24 protein-coding genes and 1 pseudogene are annotated in these 20463 nt (G+C 47.9%); 18 read left to right on the plus strand and 7 right to left on the minus strand.

Annotated features, from left to right (window positions below; translation table 11 throughout):
* Positions 1-56: 56 nt before the first annotated feature.
* A complete protein-coding gene (locus AC0VZ8_RS15255; protein WP_083397789.1) occupies positions 57-272 on the plus strand; it encodes a DUF2512 family protein in 216 nt (71 codons plus the stop codon).
* Between the two features lie 116 nt (positions 273-388).
* On the opposite strand, the gene AC0VZ8_RS15260 is transcribed toward AC0VZ8_RS15255, so the two are convergent.
* A complete protein-coding gene (locus AC0VZ8_RS15260) occupies positions 389-901 on the minus strand; it encodes a DUF3231 family protein (RefSeq protein WP_071224207.1) in 513 nt (170 codons plus the stop codon).
* A gap of 186 nt (positions 902-1087) precedes the next feature.
* Between AC0VZ8_RS15260 and AC0VZ8_RS15265 the strand changes: the two genes are divergently transcribed.
* From AC0VZ8_RS15265 to AC0VZ8_RS15295, 7 genes are all read left to right on the plus strand, one after another.
* Positions 1088-1942, plus strand: coding sequence for a manganese catalase family protein (locus AC0VZ8_RS15265; RefSeq protein ID WP_260067581.1), 855 nt, complete (start codon positions 1088-1090; stop codon positions 1940-1942).
* Between the two features lie 180 nt (positions 1943-2122).
* Positions 2123-2716 (plus strand): DJ-1/PfpI family protein, encoded by a 594-nt coding sequence (locus tag AC0VZ8_RS15270; protein ID WP_475487411.1) that lies wholly within the window; start codon positions 2123-2125, stop codon positions 2714-2716.
* Positions 2717-2889: 173 nt separating this feature from the next.
* Positions 2890-3159 (plus strand): hypothetical protein, encoded by a 270-nt coding sequence (locus AC0VZ8_RS15275; protein WP_475487412.1) that lies wholly within the window; start codon positions 2890-2892, stop codon positions 3157-3159.
* Positions 3160-3174: 15 nt separating this feature from the next.
* Positions 3175-3711 carry a GNAT family N-acetyltransferase gene (locus tag AC0VZ8_RS15280; protein WP_475487413.1) on the plus strand — a complete coding sequence of 179 codons (537 nt, stop codon included), beginning with the start codon at positions 3175-3177 and terminating at the stop codon, positions 3709-3711.
* 202 nt (positions 3712-3913) lie between these two features.
* Entirely contained in the window at positions 3914-4465 is a 552-nt protein-coding gene (locus AC0VZ8_RS15285; RefSeq protein WP_475487414.1) for a sigma-70 family RNA polymerase sigma factor, read from the plus strand.
* On the plus strand, positions 4462-5232 hold the full coding sequence (locus AC0VZ8_RS15290) for a DUF4367 domain-containing protein (RefSeq protein WP_475487415.1): 771 nt from the start codon (positions 4462-4464) through the stop codon (positions 5230-5232). Before AC0VZ8_RS15285 ends, AC0VZ8_RS15290 begins: the two co-directional genes overlap by 4 nt.
* A gap of 34 nt (positions 5233-5266) precedes the next feature.
* Positions 5267-5764 (plus strand): hypothetical protein, encoded by a 498-nt coding sequence (locus tag AC0VZ8_RS15295; protein ID WP_475487416.1) that lies wholly within the window; start codon positions 5267-5269, stop codon positions 5762-5764.
* Between the two features lie 149 nt (positions 5765-5913).
* Here AC0VZ8_RS15295 and AC0VZ8_RS15300 read toward each other — a convergent pair whose 3' ends face one another.
* Positions 5914-6351: an SgcJ/EcaC family oxidoreductase gene (locus AC0VZ8_RS15300; RefSeq protein ID WP_475487417.1), complete on the minus strand. Its 438-nt coding sequence runs from the start codon at positions 6349-6351 to the stop codon at positions 5914-5916.
* A gap of 353 nt (positions 6352-6704) precedes the next feature.
* Here AC0VZ8_RS15300 and AC0VZ8_RS15305 point away from each other — a divergent pair, with 353 nt between their 5' ends.
* From AC0VZ8_RS15305 to AC0VZ8_RS15320, 4 genes are all read left to right on the plus strand, one after another.
* Positions 6705-7265: an RNA polymerase sigma factor gene (locus AC0VZ8_RS15305; protein ID WP_475487418.1), complete on the plus strand. Its 561-nt coding sequence runs from the start codon at positions 6705-6707 to the stop codon at positions 7263-7265.
* On the plus strand, positions 7226-8191 hold the full coding sequence (locus AC0VZ8_RS15310) for a hypothetical protein (protein WP_475487419.1): 966 nt from the start codon (positions 7226-7228) through the stop codon (positions 8189-8191). The genes AC0VZ8_RS15305 and AC0VZ8_RS15310 overlap by 40 nt, the downstream gene beginning before the upstream one ends.
* Positions 8192-8308: 117 nt before the next feature.
* Positions 8309-9100 carry a hypothetical protein gene (locus tag AC0VZ8_RS15315; RefSeq protein ID WP_475487420.1) on the plus strand — a complete coding sequence of 264 codons (792 nt, stop codon included), beginning with the start codon at positions 8309-8311 and terminating at the stop codon, positions 9098-9100.
* Between the two features lie 134 nt (positions 9101-9234).
* The gene (locus AC0VZ8_RS15320) at positions 9235-9348 is read left to right on the plus strand and encodes a sporulation protein YjcZ (RefSeq protein ID WP_194542276.1); all 114 of its coding nucleotides are present in this window, start codon (positions 9235-9237) and stop codon (positions 9346-9348) included.
* Positions 9349-9404: 56 nt separating this feature from the next.
* Here the strand turns inward: AC0VZ8_RS15320 and AC0VZ8_RS15325 are convergent, their stop codons facing one another.
* Together AC0VZ8_RS15325 and AC0VZ8_RS15330 are read right to left on the minus strand one after the other, a co-directional pair.
* Positions 9405-10475: an anthranilate phosphoribosyltransferase gene (locus AC0VZ8_RS15325; protein ID WP_071224177.1), complete on the minus strand. Its 1071-nt coding sequence runs from the start codon at positions 10473-10475 to the stop codon at positions 9405-9407.
* Entirely contained in the window at positions 10472-11095 is a 624-nt protein-coding gene (locus AC0VZ8_RS15330; protein ID WP_475487421.1) for an ANTAR domain-containing response regulator, read from the minus strand. The genes AC0VZ8_RS15325 and AC0VZ8_RS15330 overlap by 4 nt, the downstream gene beginning before the upstream one ends.
* Before the next feature lie 356 nt (positions 11096-11451).
* Here AC0VZ8_RS15330 and nirB point away from each other — a divergent pair, with 356 nt between their 5' ends.
* The 6 genes and pseudogenes from nirB to AC0VZ8_RS15360 all read left to right on the plus strand — a co-directional run bounded on the left by nirB (position 11452) and on the right by AC0VZ8_RS15360 (position 17603).
* The gene (gene nirB, locus AC0VZ8_RS15335) at positions 11452-13884 is read left to right on the plus strand and encodes a nitrite reductase large subunit NirB (protein WP_475487422.1); all 2433 of its coding nucleotides are present in this window, start codon (positions 11452-11454) and stop codon (positions 13882-13884) included.
* 13 nt (positions 13885-13897) lie between these two features.
* Positions 13898-14218, plus strand: a complete 321-nt coding sequence (gene nirD, locus AC0VZ8_RS15340) for a nitrite reductase small subunit NirD (protein WP_071224386.1) — start codon at positions 13898-13900, stop codon at positions 14216-14218.
* Positions 14219-14299: 81 nt separating this feature from the next.
* Complete coding sequence (locus tag AC0VZ8_RS15345; protein WP_475487423.1) at positions 14300-15175, plus strand: formate/nitrite transporter family protein; 876 nt, start codon at positions 14300-14302, stop codon at positions 15173-15175.
* Between the two features lie 8 nt (positions 15176-15183).
* The gene (gene cobA, locus AC0VZ8_RS15350) at positions 15184-15939 is read left to right on the plus strand and encodes a uroporphyrinogen-III C-methyltransferase (RefSeq protein ID WP_475487424.1); all 756 of its coding nucleotides are present in this window, start codon (positions 15184-15186) and stop codon (positions 15937-15939) included.
* A 160-nt stretch (positions 15940-16099) separates the two neighbouring features.
* Positions 16100-16180 (plus strand): annotated as a pseudogene (locus tag AC0VZ8_RS15355) (FAD-binding protein); the annotation flags it as partial.
* A gap of 91 nt (positions 16181-16271) precedes the next feature.
* Positions 16272-17603, plus strand: a complete 1332-nt coding sequence (locus tag AC0VZ8_RS15360) for an MFS transporter (protein ID WP_071224163.1) — start codon at positions 16272-16274, stop codon at positions 17601-17603.
* Positions 17604-17658: 55 nt separating this feature from the next.
* Here the strand turns inward: AC0VZ8_RS15360 and AC0VZ8_RS15365 are convergent, their stop codons facing one another.
* From AC0VZ8_RS15365 to AC0VZ8_RS15375, 3 genes are all read right to left on the minus strand, one after another.
* Positions 17659-18576 carry an aldo/keto reductase gene (locus tag AC0VZ8_RS15365; RefSeq protein ID WP_475487425.1) on the minus strand — a complete coding sequence of 306 codons (918 nt, stop codon included), beginning with the start codon at positions 18574-18576 and terminating at the stop codon, positions 17659-17661.
* A gap of 409 nt (positions 18577-18985) precedes the next feature.
* Positions 18986-19705, minus strand: a complete 720-nt coding sequence (locus tag AC0VZ8_RS15370; protein WP_475487426.1) for a glycosyltransferase family 2 protein — start codon at positions 19703-19705, stop codon at positions 18986-18988.
* A complete protein-coding gene (locus AC0VZ8_RS15375; RefSeq protein WP_475487427.1) occupies positions 19702-20442 on the minus strand; it encodes a glycosyltransferase family 2 protein in 741 nt (246 codons plus the stop codon). The genes AC0VZ8_RS15370 and AC0VZ8_RS15375 overlap by 4 nt, the downstream gene beginning before the upstream one ends.
* Positions 20443-20463 lie beyond the last annotated feature (21 nt).

The raw sequence follows: 20463 nt of genomic DNA on the forward strand, positions 1-20463 counted from the left end.
AAATTGGGTAATAAATGATAAGCGGGATAACATGAAGGAGAAGGAGAGTGATACGGATGGAGAAATTACTAGTTAAGCTTCTGGTGCATGACGTTATGATTACGGCAATCCTAGTCGGTCTATCGAATGCTGCGTTTGCATCAGCGGTTATTGCTGCTTTGGGTATCGGCATTGTTGCTTATCTGGTGGGTGATCTTTTAATTTTGCCGAGGACGAATAACATGATGGCTACCATTGGAGATGTGGGACTGGTGGCTCCTTCGGGACCATGAGCCTGTTCAAAAACAACGGGCTTGAGTTTCGGCAACGCCAATCTGTGATTAACAAATTTAAACAATGAAAAAACACTCTGACCTCATCGGAGATCGGAGTGTTTTTGTGTTTTAGGCTATTTTTCTTCAGGTCTCTTGATTTGAAGAGGAGGGGGAATGAGCCAGCCTTTTTCCTTATTCATCTGGAGGATCCGCACACCCAGCGCCGTCTTGGTGAGATGATATTTAGCGAATAAAGCTCCTATATCCTCCCGGATGGACATCCCCATGGTTTTACTGCATGATACGAGTCCGAGTGAAGTATCAGCAGCGATTTTGGCGGCAATTTCAGGATCCGTGAATCTTGCACCTACTGGAATATCCTCCAGTTTGGCCGGGGGTCTTTCGGGAAGTCCCGGTGCAGGGGCGATTCCGTTATCTGTAAGCAGTTCATCACATTCTTTAATCTCAAGTTTTGCTTGATCCAGCAGATCTTTTAGCATTTTTTTGAGATCTTTATCGCCTGCGTGACTCATATAAGCTTCGTAGCAGGAAACCATGCCTTTTGCCATCATGGACGTTTCCCATACACTGAAGATTTCACCATAATGCATAGGCTCATTTTTAGGATTGCCGCTTAGAATTCCCAAGTTGTTCTCTCCTTTTGTGTTTAATACAAACAGAGTCATTATGTGCAGGAGAGTATCTTTTAATTCTTTCGAAGCAGGTATAGGCAATTTCGAGGAAATCATTGTCTGAAGGTGCGGATGCATGGGAAATGGGACATTAACGCAAACTGGATTCGTGACAATATTGAGGAAGCGGGAGGAAGTTGAATGTATTTTTACAAAGAGGATCTGATCAATCTGATCGTTCCGGATAAACCCGATCCAGCAGCTGCAAAAGTGCTGCAGGAAACGCTAGGCGGCCGATTCGGCGAAATGCGGACGTTGATGCAGTTCTTTTTCCAAAGCAATAATTTCAGAGGGAACGCAACTCAATACCGTGACTTGATCCGCGGCGTTTTCTTGGAGGAGATAAGCCATGTCGAGTTGGTTCAACATACAATCAACCAGCTGCTGACCGGAGCGGGCGCAGAAGGCGCAGGTAATTCCGGAACGGACGGCGCGCCGCTGAATGAAGCGATTAAGCATGCGAATCCGCATCATTTTATTATGGGAGCGCAGAGTTCATTGCCAGTTGATGCCGCAGGAAACCCATGGCAGGGAAATTACGTGTACGATCACGGGAATTTGGTTAGTAATTTACTCGATAATGTCGTGCTTGAATCTACGGGAGTGCTTCAAAAAACACGGATCTATGAGATGAGCACAAACAAAACCTTCCGCGAGACGCTAGCTTTCCTGATTGTGCGGGATAATGCGCATCAAAATGCATTTGCCAAAGCGCTGGAGACGCTGGGCGTTGAATGGGGTAAAATATTCCCTGTTCCGAATTATGACATCCATAAATATCCGGAGTGTCAAAAATACGTAGATATGGGCTTCCATAACGCACAGTTCAACTTCAGGCTGGATGATACGCGAATCGGCGAAATCTTTAGCGGTCAAACCCCAAGCAGAAATGGCGGGGAGCTACAAGTGGTTCAACCTCCTGAGGGGTTCCCTTTACCTGTGATGCCTGAGCTGGCTAACGAGCACGCGCCTGGTTTGTATGATTTAAATCAGTAATTCATCTGATTGGTATGCAGGTTATTGAACCAAAAGAGGCGGTCATCGGGCTGCTTCTTTTGGTTTTTTCATTTGTTTCTGTTGAATTTAAAGATAAGTATAGTAAGATAGAACACAATCCGAAAGATTGGGATATCTCTGAAGATCATATAGAGTGACAAGGACGGGGGAGGATGGCTTATGAAGAAAGTGCTTTTGTTGTTGGCGGATGGATTTGAAGCTGTGGAAGCGAGTGTATTTACCGATGTACTGGGGTGGAACAACCTGGAGGGGGACGGGACAACCCAGGTTGTGACCGCGGGACTGCATGACAGATTGAAATGCACGTGGAATTTTACCGTCATTCCTGAGGTCACGCTGGACTCGGTGAAGGTGGAGGATTACGATGCTCTGGCGATTCCTGGCGGGTTCGAGGAAGCTGGCTTTTATAACGATGGATACGACTCCAGGTTCTCCAAGATCATTCGGGAATTTCATGCGCAGGGCAAGTGGATTGCCACGATCTGCGTTGCAGCTCTTACGCTTGGCAAAGCCGGCGTGCTGGAGGGACGAAAAGCCACGACGTATGATCACCCGACCAGCATCAGAAAATCGCAGCTGCGGGAATTCGGTGCCCACGTCGTGGAAGAACAGATCGTTGTTGATGGGAACCTGATTACTTCATGTAACCCGGCAACGGGTTTTGATGTGGCATTCACTTTACTGGAAAAACTGACATCCTTGGAAAATACCCTGCATGTGAAAGAGCTTATGGGATTTACAAGGAAAGCATGATCAAAGACTAAATGGATTTTAAGCAGTGAGCCTGTCCGAAAGAAGACAGAGCTTGCTGCTTTTTTTTGTGATTACGGCGTACCGCGGTTTATATAAAAAATAATTATAATCATACAGCCTATATGTAAGCGTTTATGGAGGATGATACCCTTGAGTGCAAGGAGGGATATAATTTGAGTTTATTTCCTGTCTCCTACTCGCTTCTATCCAAGCAAGCGGTAGGGTTACATATCCAACATCATTATGAGATCGGTAGCGTTGTGAAAATCATTAGATCCCTCAGCGAAAATGATCTTGCCGCTGTCCCGTTTTTTGTTGCCATTCGGCAGCTTTGGCTCTTTGGTCTATGTTTTCAAGATTCGGAGTTTGCAGGCATGGCCGATTTTGATGAAGGTTTTATAGATAGCAAAATGCAGTATTTCAAGAGTTTGGGTTACGTCTAGAACGGAGGAGAACATATGAAAGTTACCGTGGAGTTAACCGATTCTTCCACCAAATTTATCATTAATAATATATATCCGCTGTATTTGCATGATTTATCAGGGATATGGGGATGGAAGCCGAATCGATATGGCATCTATGAGGATGATGACACAAGAACCTTGAATGACCAGAATCAAGTTTTTGATATATGGTGGGAAAAGCCAACGATTTTGTTTCCTTACCTGATCCGAGTGGATGGCATCCCGGCAGGATTTGCTCTGGTAGCAACCCCGCCATACACATATGGCAGTGAATTTTACATGAATGAGTTTTTTGTTATGAAACCCTTCCGAGGCAAACATGTTGCGGAGAATGCTGCATCACAAGTGTTCGACAAGCATCCCGGCAGCTGGGAAGTCCAGACGAATGCCACGGATCGCAATAAACAGGCGCAAGCATTCTGGAGAAAGACGATGAACAACTATGTTTCGGACTCACGCGTGCAGGAATTTGTGGCTGCGAGGGACGACAATGAAAAGCTGATCTTTCAGTTTAACTCAACGCTGGAATAGAAAAGCAGATACTTTGCTGAGATGGGTGGGACAGTGGCATCATTGAAATAATAGCAAGCGGGAAAGCCCAACCGGTCGATTACGATCGGTTGTTTTTTTAGTTACCTTGTCAGGCATTCTTCAGCTTTTAAATTTTTATTTTGCCATTGATGTAGCGGAATGGAGAGTTTAGCCGTCTAAAGGGTATGGAGGTGGTCAACAGATGGCAAGGCCGGCCGGCCCTAACGACAAATCAAGATTTCCGTCTGAGCCCTCCCTGGCGCTGGAGCAATTCATGAACGAGTATGGCACCTCCATACTGCGTACAGCCTACTTCTACCTGGGGGATCGACATTTAGCGGAGGACGTTAGCCAGGAGGTGTTCCTGCGGGCTTTTCGCCATTGGACATCATTCCGGGGGGAGAGCAGTGTGAAGACGTGGCTGACGAAGATTGCAATTAATGCATGCCGGGATAAACTGGGGTTAAAGATGACACAAGAGCAACCGACGGACCCGCTGCTGCTGGAAAGCTCCGTACTCCGCAATGTGGAGGAGGAAGCCATGGAGCGCCTAGATCAAACAACCATTCTTAAATATATTGCCAAACTGCCGGTTCATTATCATGAGGTTATTTACTTGTATTACTATCTTGACCTGGGAACTCGTGAAATCGCGGAAGCTACCGGAGCACCGGAAGGGACCGTTCGCGGGAGGCTTCACCTGGCAAGAGAGCTTCTAGGCGAATACCTGGCAAAGGAGGGACTCGCACAATGACATCCCAGGACGACCAACTTCGGGACCTTATAAAAAACGAAGCGGATGACCTCTTGTTTGGAAACCTTCACTTCGATACGAATATGCAAGTGAAGGTGAAGCAGCTTGCAGAGCGAGAACGAAAGCAGTTGGAGAATCAGGAACGAAGAACGAGAAAAAGATGGTATCCATGGTTCGCCGGAACAGCAGTCGCTGCTGCGCTCATCGGATTATTCCTCATTTTCGCTGAGCCTAACTTCCTTAAATCTCCGAAAGCGCCTACTGTAGTACTGGAGCCCCCTGTGGTCCTAAACGATCCTGGTCCTGATGCCCCGATCGAGAATCCACCGGGTATTTCGAATAACGAACCGCGAATTCTCGGCAGCTATGATGAGGCAGAGCAAGCCTTTGGTGATAAGCTTCGTATTCCGTCCTATCTTCCGGAAGGCTTCTCCCTTCATCAAATTTCGGTAACTGGTCCGAAAGAAGAGGCAGCTACAGAAGCGGTATTCAGTTACACAGCAGGCGACCGCTCATTCGGTTTGTTTGTAAACAAAGATGACAAAGTGAATATGCCCCAGCATTTCGATGAAAAAGTGGACTTGAACGGTGTCGAAGGCTATTTAATCAGAGGCGAGCCAATTCAAGACAACGGAGGGATGGTTCCTAATGTTCAGCTCCATTGGTACACAGATCATATTCACTTTATGATCTCAGGTCTTGTGAGCCAAGAGGAAGCTCTTCAAATTGCCCGGTCCATGGAACCGGTTATGAATCCAGATCCATAATCGATCATACAGAAAAATCAGGAGGTAATGAGATATGAAAAAGGTAACTGTGAAGCATTGGGGCAAGATACTGCTGTTGGGGAGCGCTTTGCTCGTAGTTGGGGCCGGTTCTGCCTTGGCTGCGCCGGATAGCGCGGTATCAATAACCTTGCACTTGGCTTCCGCGGCGGAAGATCGTCTGACTAACAAACAAGCGGAGATTGACGAATATGTTGCCGGTGCAGGTCAAGAAGAGCTTTCCGCACAGGGTTTTACTGTGACTCACACGGGTGTGGTCGGTGATAAGGTTGAGGTTGGCATTACACCATACAATGAACAGCATGCAGAATTCCTTTATGCGAAGTTTGGACGTGATATCGTTCAGGTGGTGGAAGGAGAGCAAGCGATTCTCTATGGAGCGAATGCGGCTGAAGCCGATGTGGTTGCAGCGGAAGAAGCGGGTACGAATCCATGGATCTGGGTCGGCGCGGCGGTTGTCATGATTGCGGGTGGACTGCTTATCGCCGGAAAAAAACGGTTTCCACGGAGTTAAGAAATTGCACCGTTTAACCGTTCAAAACCGTATGAACCAATAGATGAACTCACTGAACCCAGGTCCCCGATCTTATGATCGAGAATCTGGGTTTTCATATGGGAACTGTTGTTTATGCTGCATGGATGATAGACTCACTCTTATTGTGGTTATCCTTTACGGTGCAACTGGATTAAAGTATTCTGACCCGCAGCAAGTTGCCAAGTGTCTTGGTCCTTGAGCATCACATAGATTGCCAGGCTTCCTTGTCCGTCTTCGATGAGTTCCCCCTTCGATGTAGCCGGATACTGTCGTATATGCGCGATGGCCACATCCTGGCGTAAGAATACAAGTTTTTCAACGAAATACTTTGCGTAAGAATGAAGAAGCGGTCCCTTTAAAACAACTTTATGAGCGTTATTTATTTGATCCCAGCCTGAGAGCATCTCCCCCATAACATTGACCCAAGTGGAGTCTTGGGTAAAGTGACGGTCCAAGGCATCGGCGTCATGTTGATTAAATGCCGATTCCATATCGGCAATCGTTTGTCTAATGATGCGTCCTTCCTGCTCCTCTAGCACCTTGCGATTTTCCTGGATGTTGGACATTGCGAATAACCTCCTTTTTTTGTACTGCATTTTGGGCCGAGATCTCTTCACCCATCAATTGATTTCTGTGATTTCATCTTAGATGATAAGATATATAATTAAAAATATATTTTATGGCAGGAGCATATGCCCTCAGGTATATAAGCGAGATGTGGGATCATCCAGACGTTCGAAGACCTCGTTACTGATAAAAGAAAAGATCGACATTACATTAAAACAATTCATACTTGAGGTATGAGTTGTTTTTTTATATATGTTACAGATGTCCCTTTTTGGGCAGAAGAGGTGTTATACAAACGTAAATTAGATTTACGCGGAGGTGCGTCTTCGAATTGGATTCGATAGAGGAGTGCGTGAGGCGCGTTAAGGCCGGTGAGGTCGATTGTTTCGAGCCTATCGTTGAAACGTACAAAAAACAGATCTACATATATTGCTGCCGGATGCTCGGCTGCAAGCAGGACGCGCAGGATGCCGTCCAGGATATCTTCATCAAAGCGTTCACCAAGCTTCATACCTATGAAGCGAAGGTATCGTTCTCATCATGGTTATACAAGATTGCCTATCATCATTGTCTTAATCTGCTTCGCAAGAGACAAGTTCGCATGCGAGTGAACCGACTCATCAAACCGGCAGGTTATGCTGATAGCGTGGAACAGACGCTGGAGCGCAGGTGGTTCAGCGAACCGCTGGAATATGCCATGACCAAGCTCTCGGTGGAGGAGCGGAATCTGCTCGTGCTGCGGGTGTTCGAAGATAAACCATTCACGGAGATTGCACAGATTCTGGATAAGAATCTCAGTGCAGTGAAGAAAAAGTATGCTCGGATGAAACAGAAAGTCATCAAGCTGATTCAGGAGAAGGGGGGTACGGAGTTATGCGAGATTCGGGACAATCGGACCAAGATCGAATTCTGAGAGGCATGGAACTGCACTCCGTGGAAGAAGAGGTGGACGTGACCCCCGCCATCATGCACAAGGTGCGTCAAATTCACCAGAAGAAACAAGGAAGAAATGCCGGCAATCGTAAGAAAACGTTGATTATTGCGATGCTTACTGCGATTTTGATTCTTTCGTCAATTAGCGCTTATGCAAGCCAATACCTGATTCAGATCAAGAACAAGGAAGGCGAAGTTATTCTGTCTACCATAAAGCCATGGAAATACTCCGAGTCGGAATATAACGCCAAACGTAAAAAAGAGACGGAAGAAGAGCTGAGCAAGAGGTTAAAGCCCGGAGAACAGGCTGTATATTATATCAAGGATCAGCATCTGACTTCATCAACCAGAAAATATCCACTGAACTATTTTTATATGGCGACAAAGCATCCGAATTATCAAGAACTGGCAAAAGAAATTGAGGAGAAGGATGCGCCCCTACTTCGAAAACCTGATTATGTACCCGAAGGGTATCGATTTGATTTTGGACGGATTCAAATTAGAAACGAACCCGTGTGGGGAACACCGGGGTACGAAAGTCTTCTAAAAGAACTTAAAGAGCAGGCGGAGAAGTCGGATGAAGAACAGGGACTGTACTATAAAATTGTTCCTTGGTTCAAGATTGCCTCTACAGGAATGGAATATCGTAAAGGCGATAATCGGATCAGGATTTTAGCTTTTGCACGAGAGAAGGGCCCAAAAGCTGGAGTGCTCACAAATCAAGCCGTAAAACTGACGGTAAATGGGAAAGAAATGATTTTTTCTGCCGATCAGACAAATGAAACGCGCAGCTTGACTTGGTTAAGCGACAGTGAAGAGGTGCTATATATAATTACGGATGATCCAAAGGATCCGCTATCCAAGGATGAGTTTGCGAAGATTGCAGCCGGTCTTGTTTCGGAATAAACGCTTTTTCACTATTTTTTACAAAATGTCCCTTTTGTTGTCGGCAAGGTGTTATATGAGATGTATTTCAACACTATTTTAATAGGCCTTACCGCCGAAAGGAGCACGAATTGTATCATGATGAAAAACAAGATGAAGGTCGCTTTATTTCTCGCAGCAACGATGATGATCGGTTCCGCGAATGTTTATGCAGCAAGCACTGCAAGTACGTCTGTTCCGCAGACGAAAGCAGCGGCTTCTACTGCCAAACCGGAGAAGACATCCGTTTCGTATGATGATCGAATCAAGGAGCTCAGTAACAAACTTAAAGCAGGGCAGATGGTTGCGTATTATGTTGCGGACCAGGAATATAACCGGTTAGATGACATTTACTTTACGTCTATAGGCTTTGTTCATACCAAGTATGCGGACTATGTGGCGAAGGCAAAGGCATTGAACGCTCCTACGCTTACCAAGCCTGCTGACTTGCCGAAGAGTTATTCATTCCAGAACGCGATTTTATACTTAAAGAGTCCTGAAAGAACGTCTAGCTTGTACGCAGAAATTGAGCAGGAATTAAAAGCGAAGGCAGCAAACGGCGAGAAATTCGTATATTCCGACATCATGAAGTCGAATGAAGCGTCCGCGGCGGTTCTGAATTTTGATAAAGGAAACGTAAAGCTTCAAGTCGTTGCGAGTTATATTGTCCCTGAACAGCCAATGGGCGGAACGCCTGTGCCGCAGAAGAAACCGAACGAGAAGAAGGAAACCATCGTCATTAACGGAGTGGAATGTGTCTACACAGCTGACTCCAAGGGAAGGGATCACCTGGATTGGGTGGATGAAGAGCAGCAGATCCGGTACAGCATTTGGGCGGAGAGCGCCAAATCGGATGTGCTGAACTATGCGAAAAAAATGATTGCGAAATAAGTTATTATCCTAAAGAACCCATATTCATTTTGACTCAACGCCAGTCTGTTTTTATTTTATTTCTCTATAGTCTAAGCTCTTTGAAATATCGAGCATAGGATGTTGTGTTCGGCAAAGTAAAGGAGGTTAGAACAATGGGTGAAGTTGGTGGATATGGCGGAGGATATGGTTCCGTTGGAGCAGTACTGGTACTCTTCATTCTCTTGGTCATCATCGTTTCTGCATTCGGATTTGGATTTGGAGTTTAATAGGTATTAAATGAATGAAACCCGCACCGCTTGCCCGGTGCGGGTTTCTATCTGTATTAATGCGCAACATGTCTGACGATAGGCGATGTCAAACCATCATGTGGGACAGACTCTAAAAGCAAGGACAACCATTTGTCGTATAACTCCCACGGTTTACCCGAATCCAGCAGTGCCTTGCAAGTATAAATCCCTTCCTCGACGGATCTGACTTTATCCGCCAAGTGTAAGCGAACAGCTCCATTCAGCAGTACCTGGTAGATAAAAGCGATATTCCCCTTACCCTGCAGAACCTCTGAGGTAACGTTAGCTTGTTCGGACGGGGTCCAGCTTATGTCCGGAACGGGCGTATCAAGTCCGTACGCTTCCGGATCGATGATATGGAGGCTGGCTTCACCGTTCTCAACCCGGTAAGTCCGCGTGGGACGGTGAATGAACAGTTCATCGGAGCCTTCACTTCCCTGAATGATGATCGCTTTCCGATAACCGAGTTTTAGGATCAGTCGGCTTAAACGGTCAAAGACCGTGTTATGGTATACGCCGAACGTTAGGAAAGGGGAATGGGAGTAATCCACAAACTTTTCGGTCGTATTGAGCACGGTCCGCATACCGAGCTCCTCCCGGATTGGGCGAAGATTCTTAAGCGGGGGACACCATTCCTCAGCATGTACATATAATACGCCAGATTGATGGGCTGCGCGGATGCATGATTCTTTTGTCAGTAACGATCCGGATATCCCCTTCTCCGCGAGTATATCCGATAATGTGATCCCCCACTTCGGGGGCAGTGATGCGGTTCCATGCAGAGTGACAGGCAGATCAGCAGCAGCCAGCACGAACGCGGTGGCTAAGGTAGAGAAAAATGATGACTTTCTGCCATCATAAGGTCCTGCACAGTCTACACCCTCATGTATAAACGAACGGTCCGCATATTCACGGCAAACCTGCACGAATGCCTCCAATTCTTCCACGCTTTCCATTTTGATGCGTTCCGCAATGAAAAAGGCTCCGATCTGAGCAGGGGTTGCCTGCAATCCGAGAATCGATTCTGCAGCCTGCAGCGCTTCCTCGTAAGTCAGGTCACGCGCGCCCCGCTTGCCGCGACCGACTTCTTTTAATAAGTGAATCATGATTTTTTTGCACCTCCTGAACCGGTCTCCTGCAGCAATTGATACAACTTGACGATCGAGGTTGCGACATCCACCATTCTTTTTCTTTCATTCATCGCCTGTTTGCGCAGGACATCGTATGCTTCGGATTCCGAAATATTGTTCATCTTGCATAGAATGCCTTTGGCCATATCAATCCATTTACGCTCTTCAATGCGAGCAAGGAGCTGCGTTTTTTCGTTATGCCACTGCTCTCGTTCGTAAAAATGCTTGGAGCTAAAATGCAGCGTCCAATGCAGCTCATGCTCCTTCATGGCGGGGAATAAAAGTCCATCAATGATAACATCATCCTCACATGCTTCGAGAGATTGAGAAGCGGCATGATCGCTGCACCACCACAGAACCGGAACGCGCTTTTGTTGTTCAAGGGTGCTGGACCACGATTTGATTGCGGCAACCGGGAGGTGGAGAACCGTTCCGTCTGCTTCCATGATTCCAGCCAGCGCTTGCTTCTCACTTCGGGCAAGGAGGACCTTGTATCCATAAGAACGAAGGATAAACTCCGGAAGAAGCGCCCTGGCATCTGTGTCACTTCGCTCTGAAGCAGGGACCGGATGGTGGATAACCAGCAATGAACGCATGGATTGACGCTCCTTTCATAAATGATATCCGTCAGATATAAGCTGTCAGTAAAAATAGATATTATGTTAAATTATATAACATATATCACAGGTGGATGTCGATATTTAATTAATTTTCTTCCTTTCATGTCAAATATGTTGACAGGTGGCACGGGGATATTGTATATTTCCCTCAAGAACTTTAAAATGTCCCGGATACAACGGTGTATCCCATTAGCGGCAAAGAAGCCTGCTTTCGTTCCCGGTAAGAGTGTGCCTACTCTACTGGAGCGAATGCAGGCTATTTTGGTTTCTGTAAGGCTTCTGATGAATCAACAAGTATATTCAAAGGTGTTAGACGGAGGGAAGCGCAAACCATGACAAAAAAGAAGTTAGTAATGATCGGGAATGGTATGGCAGGGGTAAGGGCAATCGAGCATTTGATTAAGCTTACGCCTGAGGCGTATGAAATCACGATATTCGGATCTGAGCCGCATCCGAATTACAACCGGATTATGCTGTCTTCCGTTCTTGCAGGCGGAGCCGACATGCAGGAAATTATAATCAACGATTGGGATTGGTACAAAGAGAATAACATCCATCTATATACCGGCCACACCGTAACCCGGATCGATACCAAGAACCGTAAAGTGTACTCCGATCAAGGAACTGCGGCCGAGTATGATTCATTGATCATCGCAACCGGTTCGAATCCGTTTATGCTTCCTCTGCCTGGCGCAGACAAGGAGGGAGTTATCGCCTTTCGGGATATTAAGGATTGCGAGATTATGGTGGAGACTTCCAAAAAATATAAGAAAGCCGTGGTCATCGGCGGAGGATTGCTTGGTCTTGAAGCAGCAAGAGGGCTGCTCCATCTCGGGATGGATGTTTCGGTGGTTCATCTTAGTCCCTATATAATGGAACGGCAATTAGATGAGACCGCAGCGAAAATGCTGCAGCTGAAATTGGAAGCCCAAGGCATGAAGTTCCTGCTTAGTAAAAATTCAGAGGTCATTGTGGGCCGAAAGCGGGTCAAGGAGCTTCGCTTCACGGATGGGACGCGCGTTGAAACGGATCTGGTCGTCATGGCTGTCGGGATCAAGCCCAACGTCATGCTGGCACAATCCGCGGGCATTGAAGTCAACCGGGGAATTATCGTGAACGACTATATGGAGACGAGCATCGCGGGGATCTACGCGGTCGGTGAATGCGCCGAGCATCGTGGGATTGCGTATGGGCTTGTCGCTCCGCTCTACGAGCAGGGAGCCGTGCTCGCCAAGCATCTGGCAGGTGTGGAGACAAGTGGTTATGGCGGGTCCGTACTATCTACCAAATTGAAGATCTCCGGTGTAGATGTATTCTCGGCAGGTCATTTTGCAGACCCGGAAGGATCCAGGTCGATGCGGTACCAGGACGAAGTTGAAGGTGTATATAAAAAAATTGTCATCCGCGATGACCAGCTCATCGGAGCTGTTATGTTCGGCGATACGGGAGATGGGCCAAAGCTGTTCTCGCTCATGAAAAGCGGCGAATCCATCAAGGGCCGGGAGAAGGAGCTTCTGTTAGGCTTTACGGGTAACGCCGGTGCTGTATCGACGGAACAGCGGCTGGCTCAGCTAGCGGATGATGAGATCATTTGCGGTTGTAACGGTGTGTCGAAAGAAACGATAAAAGATGCCATTCTCACGAAAAATTGCAACACCGTTGCTTCCGTTAAAGCTTGTACAAAAGCATCGGGATCCTGCGGCGGCTGCAAACCTCTTGTTGAGGGACTAGTTCAGTTATACGCCGGAGATGCAGCAGGGGAACCCGTAAAAGAAGGGATATGCGGGTGTACTTCGCTAGGACGGGATGAAATTATCGCAGAAATTACCCGTCTTGGACTTGGAACCGTCAAAGAAGTGATGAATGTGCTGGGATGGGAGAATCCGGAGGGATGTTCTAAATGCCGGCCATCCTTGAACTACTATCTGGGCATGCTGTTTCCAGAGACCTACGTGGATGAGAAGGAATCCCGCTTCACGAACGAGCGTTATCATGCCAACATTCAGAAGGATGGCACGTATTCCGTTGTTCCCAGAATATATGGCGGTGTGACGTCTCCGTCGGAGCTAAAGAAAATCGCGGAGATTGCGGAAAAATTCGATGTGCCGATGGTTAAGATTACAGGCGGACAGCGGATCGACCTGCTTGGCGTCAAGAAGGAGGATCTGCCGAAGATGTGGGAGGAGCTTGATATGCCTTCCGGGTATGCTTACGGTAAAGCTCTCCGTACGGTTAAAACTTGCGTAGGGTCCACGTTTTGCCGATTCGGCACCCAGGATTCCATAGGCATGGGCGTACGCTTGGAGAAAGAGTTTGAGCGGCTGAGCACCCCAGCCAAAGTGAAACTTGCGGTTTCCGGATGTCCTAGAAATTGCGCAGAAGCGACCATCAAGGATTTTGGAGTCGTAGCGATTGATGGTGGATGGGAACTGCACGTCGGCGGCAATGGAGGCGTTCATGTTCGGGCTACGGAGTTATTGTGCATCGTGAAAACGGAAGATGAGGTGCTCGAATGGGCCGGGGCATTTATCCAATACTATCGGGAAAACGCGCAGTGGAATGAGCGTACATCGGTTTGGATCGAGCGAGTAGGCTTGGACCATGTGAAAAAAGCATTAGAGAAGAAAGAGGACCGCGTCGCGCTCTTCTCGAGAATAAAGCTGGCTTTAAGCAAGCAGCAGGATCCATGGAAGGAAATTACGTCGGACAGCGGGCTTCGTAAAAACTTCGTGCCTTTGCCTGATGCTGAACCAGTGACGAAATAGGGGGAATCCAATGATGACGAAACTTCATGTAGGATATGTAAACGAAATTGATCATAAAGGCTCAAGGACCATTGAAGTCGGCGGAACGGAAATCGCGCTGTTCCGTTTATCGGATGGGGATATTCTGGCTGTGGAGAACAAGTGCCCGCATAAAGGAGGAAAGCTTTCGGAGGGAATGGTGTGCGGGAAGCAGGTGCATTGTCCGCTGCATGATTGGAAGATCGATCTATGCAGCGGGCGGGTTCAAGAGCCGGATACGGGTAATGTTAACACCTATCAGGTTGAAGTTGATCCGGTAAGCGGCGCGATTTACCTGCAGGATCGTACGGCTTGACGCAAACCAGTTACTGAATTGCTGGAATTTCAGAGGCATTTCATAATGTGAGTGATTGATTCATTAGAGGGGGTGCACGAGATGGATTATGTGAAACCGAATCAGGTAATGGATGACATGATCGAGGCCGGAGCCGCGAAAGCCCGGCTGAAGACTTCGCAGATGCTCATCCGCGGCATGTTATCGGGCGCCATCCTGGCGTGCGCCACCACGCTGGCTTTTTCCGCTTCGGACCAAACGAATATACCGATGGTAGGCGCGCTCCTGTTTCCGGTTGGCTCTGTGATGATTGTACTGCTGGGCTTAGAGCTGGTAACTGGAAGCTTCGCACTCTTGCCTTTAACCGTCCTGCAAAAGAAGGCTTCAGGTGCCTCTATGCTTGCGAATTACGGATGGGTAATTCTCGGACATGTGATAGGCTGTCTGATTTATGGGGGGCTCTATACACTTACCGCGACCAGGATGGGGACGGATATGAGTCATCCGCTTGTTCAGATGATCATCGACACCAGCGAAACAAAGACAATCGGCTATAAGGCGCTGGGCGTGAGCGGCATGCTGCTGGTGGTGATCAAGGCTATGCTCTGCAACTGGATGGTGACGCTAGGCGTTGTCATGGCGTTTACGTCAAGCTCAACGATAGGGAAAATCGTTGCGATGTGGCTGCCCATCCTGGTCTTTTTCGGTCAAGGCTTCGAGCATGCCGTGGTAAATATGTTTGTGATACCGGCGGGCATGATGCTCGGGGCGGATGTCAGCATGGCCGATTGGTGGCTCTGGAACCAAATCCCCGTATTAATAGGTAATTTTATTGGCGGAGCGGTATTTACCGGGGCGATGTTGCACTTATCCCATTTCGGATTCGGAAAGCGCAGCGAGGTTAACCCGATTGGGAAGGTCCATCATGGACTCAGAGTTATGGAGGCGACAGCGGTTCCGGTCGATAAAAGACGATGAGGCCGGGCATGGTGTATATTGTTGGCGCAGGTCCGGGAGATCCGGAGCTGATCACGCTGAAAGCCCTTCGGCGTATTCAGGAAGCGGGCGTCATTATGTACGATCGACTGGTGAACGATGAGCTGTTGAGTTACGCGAAGAAGGATGCTTTGCTCGTATACTGCGGTAAGGCACCGGGCAGCCATTCCGTTCCACAGGAGAGGATTAACGAGAACATGATAGACTTTGCCCTTGCAGGTCACGATGTCGTCCGGCTTAAGGGAGGTGACCCGCTGATCTTCGGACGAGGCGGCGAAGAGGCGTGCGAATTGGCTGCACGAGGCATTCCCTTCGAGATCGTGCCCGGCATTACCTCGGCTTTGGGCGCAGCCTCCTCCACAAGGATACCTCTGACCCACCGTGGAGCCAGCACTTCGGTAGCTTTTGTCAGCGGAACGAGCTGCCATGGAAATGAGCGGGGCGTCAGGTGGGACTTGCTGACTCACAGTGTGGATACGCTTGTGGTATACATGGGCGTCAGCAGAATGAACGATATCTGCAAGGAGATGCTCGCTCATGGCAAGCCGTTCTCGACTCCCGTAGCTATCGTTGAACAGGGGACTCGGGCAGAGGAGCGAACCATAACGGGAACGCTCGGAACCATCCACAAGATCGCTCTTCTAATGAACGTGAAGAATCCGGCGCTTCTGATCATTGGCGAAGTTGTGAGAGTGAGGGATCAACTCTTGAAATTGGCTGCGGAAGCGGAGGAACGGACAGGATAAAAGGAACGAAACGCAAATACGCTGACAATAGGAGTGAACCCTTATCCACATGGGGTTCACTTTTTTTGATGTGAAACAGGTTTGCAGTACAGGGAAGGCATACACGATATGAAAGCGGCATGTGTTATACGCGATACCAATTTGCAGAAAGTGGGAAATGCTGGGCGGATTACAAACTGATCTATCTGGGCGGGTACTGAATGCAAATGGCGAGCCGGTTTCCGGACTCTACGCGGTTGGCAGACTCTATATGGACAGACAAATGAAATTTTCCTCTTATCGTAGGAAGGTTTATGGTATTCTGATTGGTAGCACATGAAAGGAGAATGTCCATGTCCCATGATCAGGATATTGCTGAAACCAACACGAAGCGGCAATCCCATATTCAATCTTACATCGATTCGCCCGACTTGCAGAACAAGCTGTATAAGAAAACCCTCATCGTTGTGATCCTCTCGCAAATATTCGGTGGGGCTGGTCTGGCCGCAGGATTGACGGTCGGTGCGCTTCTGGCGCAGGATATGCTCAAGACGGACAGCTATGCAGGAATCCCTGTTGCTCTTATCACGGTCGGTTCCGCACTGGGTGCCTGGTATATTGGTCGGCTTACCCAGCGCTATGGAAGAGGGCCGGGTCTGGCTGCCGGATTCCTGGCGGGTGGAATTGCCGCGATCGGAGTTATATTGGCTGCCGTTTATCATAATATTTATCTGTTGTTCGCCTCGTTGTTGATATACGGTGCAGGTACCGCAACGAATATGCAAGCTCGTTATGCAGGTACGGATTTGGCTAAACCTTCACAGCGTGCAGGAGCGGTCAGCATGGCGATGGTTTCCACCACCTTCGGTGCCGTTGCGGGTCCGAATCTGGTGGGGGTTATGGGGAACGTTGCCGAATCCTTCGGGATTCCTGCCTTGGCCGGACCATTTATTTTAGCGTCCGTGGCTTTTATTCTGGCAGGCATGATCCTGCTATTATTCCTGCGCCCGGATCCTTATGCGATAGCCCAAGCAATTGAGGAAGCTAGAATGAAAATTTCCGGTGATTCTTCTGCCGGCACGGTGAACGGATCAAAACGAAACAAACGGGGGATCATGGTTGGAGCCTGCGTGATGATATTGACTCAGGTGGTCATGGTCTCAATCATGACCATGACGCCTGTCCATATGAAACATCATGGACATGATCTAGGAGCGGTAGGTTTGGTGATTGGCATTCATATCGGAGCGATGTACCTGCCCTCGTTAATCACAGGTTTTCTTGTCGATAAAATCGGCCGCATCAGCATGTCCATCGCTTCGGGCGTCGTGCTCTTGAGCTCCGGGATTCTAGCCGCTGCGGCTCCCGCCGAATCCATGGCGCTGATCATAACGGCGCTGGCTCTGCTGGGGCTGGGTTGGAACCTTGGTTTTATCAGCGGAACGGCGCTCATCATCGATGCAACCCATCCATCCGCCCGCGCCAGAACGCAGGGAACAGTGGATGTCTTGATTGCTTTGGCGGGAGCATCGGGCGGCGCTTTATCCGGTATGGTGGTTGCCAATACCAGTTATGGTACGCTTTCCATTGCAGGAGGTTTACTGTCACTGGTGATGATCCCTGTTTGTCTAAGCACGGTGAACAAGCGCAAACCATCATCATCTTCAAAAAACGCGGCAATATAATGAAAACAGCCTCCTATCATAGACGATAGGAGGCTGTTTTGTAATGGTAATGGGCTTAAGGAAGGATGTTGCCCGCCGCACGGTAAATGGCATACCATTCTTCGCGGGTGAGCGTTACATCGCCAGCTTTAATGCAGTCCTGCAAACGACTGATATTCATCGTCCCGATGATCGGCTGCATGTGTGCAGGGTGACGAAGAAGCCATGCGATGGCAATCGTAGTGTTGGTTACGTTGTATTTTTCCGCAATCTCATCGATCTTCTGATTAAGCTCAGGGAACTTGTCGCTTCCAAGGAATACGCCTTCAAAGAACCCGTATTGGAAAGGAGACCAAGGCTGAATCGTAATATCGTGAAGTCGGCAGAAATCCAGTACGCTGCCATCACGGTTAACCGCGGCGTCATTCTCCATATTGACGTTGATCCCGCTCTGAATCATGGTGGTGTTCGTGATACTAAGCTGCAGCTGGTTGGCCACGAGCGGCTGCTTCACTGCTTTTTTCAGCAGCTGGATCTGCATCGGATTCTGGTTGGATACGCCGAAATGACGCACTTTACCGGAGCTTTCGAGTTTATCGAATGCCTCAGCCACCTCTTCAGGCTCAACCAGCGCATCGGGACGGTGCAGAAGGAGTACATCGAGATACTCGGTTTTGAGTCTTTTCAGGATACCATCGACGGAATTCAAGATATGCTCTTTGGAGAAATCGAACATGCCCTGACGAATCCCGCATTTGGATTGCAGAATGATCTTCTCGCGGACTTCTGCATTCATATGTATCGCGTCTGCAAAAATTTCCTCGCAAGCTCTGCCGCCGTATATGTCGGCATGGTCGAAGAAGTTAGCGCCTTCCTCCAGTGCGGATAATACGAAACGCTCGGCTTCCGCTTTTTCCAGCGAATTTATACGCATGCAACCCACGGCTACAACAGGTACTTCCAGTGAACTGCTTCCAAGCTTCATCGTTTTCATGATTACGGTCCTCCCATTCAAAAATAGGTTGATTGTGCGACCACCTCGCTGTAGTTGCAGGGGCAGCTGAGAACTTGTAAGCAAAACTATATAGATGAATAGGTCTATGCTGACAGTCTCTAGTTTATTGTGACATGCAGGTGCAAGGTGTACAAGCTTAAATTTGCCAAGAGAGCTTGGGAATCATTGAGCGAGGGAAGAAGATCCGGACGGCAACGATCTTGTGATCGGGGATGACCAAGCAGGCGCAGCCGGTGATTCCTAATATTTGATATGTACCGCTGGGGAGCGTGCTGCCTATTTTAGAGATGGCTCTCGGTTTATATGAATGACTCGAGCTCTCCGGTTCTATGGGAAGGCTCGAGTCACCATTCTTCAGCTTCGGTATATTAAATAATGGATGCTGGGTCTAACCTTTGCTTACGAAATTCTTAGCGTTATCTACTTTCAGCTTTTTTACATGTTGAGTTAATAGCTTCTTGTCGCTTATGATCCAGGTGTGATTCTTGGAGTTCCGTCTTCGGTTCGCTATGAAATGGTAGGGACTACCGGAATATATCCTAAAGTTACGAGTTATACAATCAGCACAAAATTTGACGCACTCGCTGCGATTTTGGTTCGGAAACGATACTTGATTGAATACGTGCCGCTTAACCAGAATGGTCGCCCCTTGAACAAGGGGGGCCCATCGATTGGCCATGTTGGGGTAACGGTACAGAAGATCCTTTTGACCGGCAAGCTTCATGAAGTGAGCCCTTTTTCCTACAATATCAGCACGAGTCTTGATCATGAGACCGACGCTATCCTTCAGATAATCGCGAGCGTAATAATCATCGTCGTCAAATTTAGCAATGATGCTGTGCTTAGCGACCTTTACACCAAAATTGAGGCAGCTGCCGAGCGATAATTCAGCTGGCTTCCTATATATTCTCACGTTACGATATGGTTTGGCTGCCTGTTGAACTTCCGATAGTCTTAGGCTGTCATGATTTAATATGATGATTAACTCTTTGTGCCTGTAATTCTGTCTGGCGTAATTTTCTAACAGATTGTGCAGGCATTCCGGTCTTTTGGTACAGGTTATGATCGATACAGTAGGCTGTGAGGGAGATAATGACCTTTTCGTCAAGTGTGATCGCCTCCGGATTTCCTCTGAACGAATGTTTTGTAGTCTTTTACATTCGGAACTTTAGGGTGCTTGTCGGTAAGTTCTTTATCGCTGATCACCCACGTATGGCTTGATGAATTCTTCCTTCGTACTGCTGCAAAATTATACTTATCACCGGAATAGATCCTGTAGCCCTTACGCTTGCTTCTCATGCAAAAAAGATCGTCTTCACCGACGTTTCGATTTGGAAATCGTACTTGGTTAAGGACGTTCTTTTTAAACATGAGCGTAGCACCCGGCAGTTGGGTTACGGGGCGATTTTCATCGTTAGGAAAACGTAGAATTAGAGTTTTGGAGCCTTTTAAATACATATAATGTGCGCGTTTCCCTATAATATCGGCGTTCGATCTTCTTAATGACTTCAGGCTGTCCGACAAGTAATGAGGGGCGTAATAGTCATCGTCATCGAATTTGGCAATGATGCCGTATCTCGTTTTGCTTACAGCGTAATTTAGACACGCACCTAGAGTGACATGTTCGGGCATGCGATAAATTTGTATATTTCGAGGCTTATTGGCCAGCTGTTGGTAAGGAGAGAGTGCGATTGAACTATCGTTGATAACGATAATAAGCTCTTTTTTGGGGTGAGATTGTCTAGTGAAATTGTGGAACAGGTTTTTTATATAATTGGGGCGATTGGTGCAGGTAATAACGGATACGCCCTGTGCTTTAGATGAATGGTTAAAGCTTGCTGCCATTACATCACTCTCCTTATCTAT

It is taken from the genome of Paenibacillus sp. QJM3NY_38 (assembly GCF_056173265.1).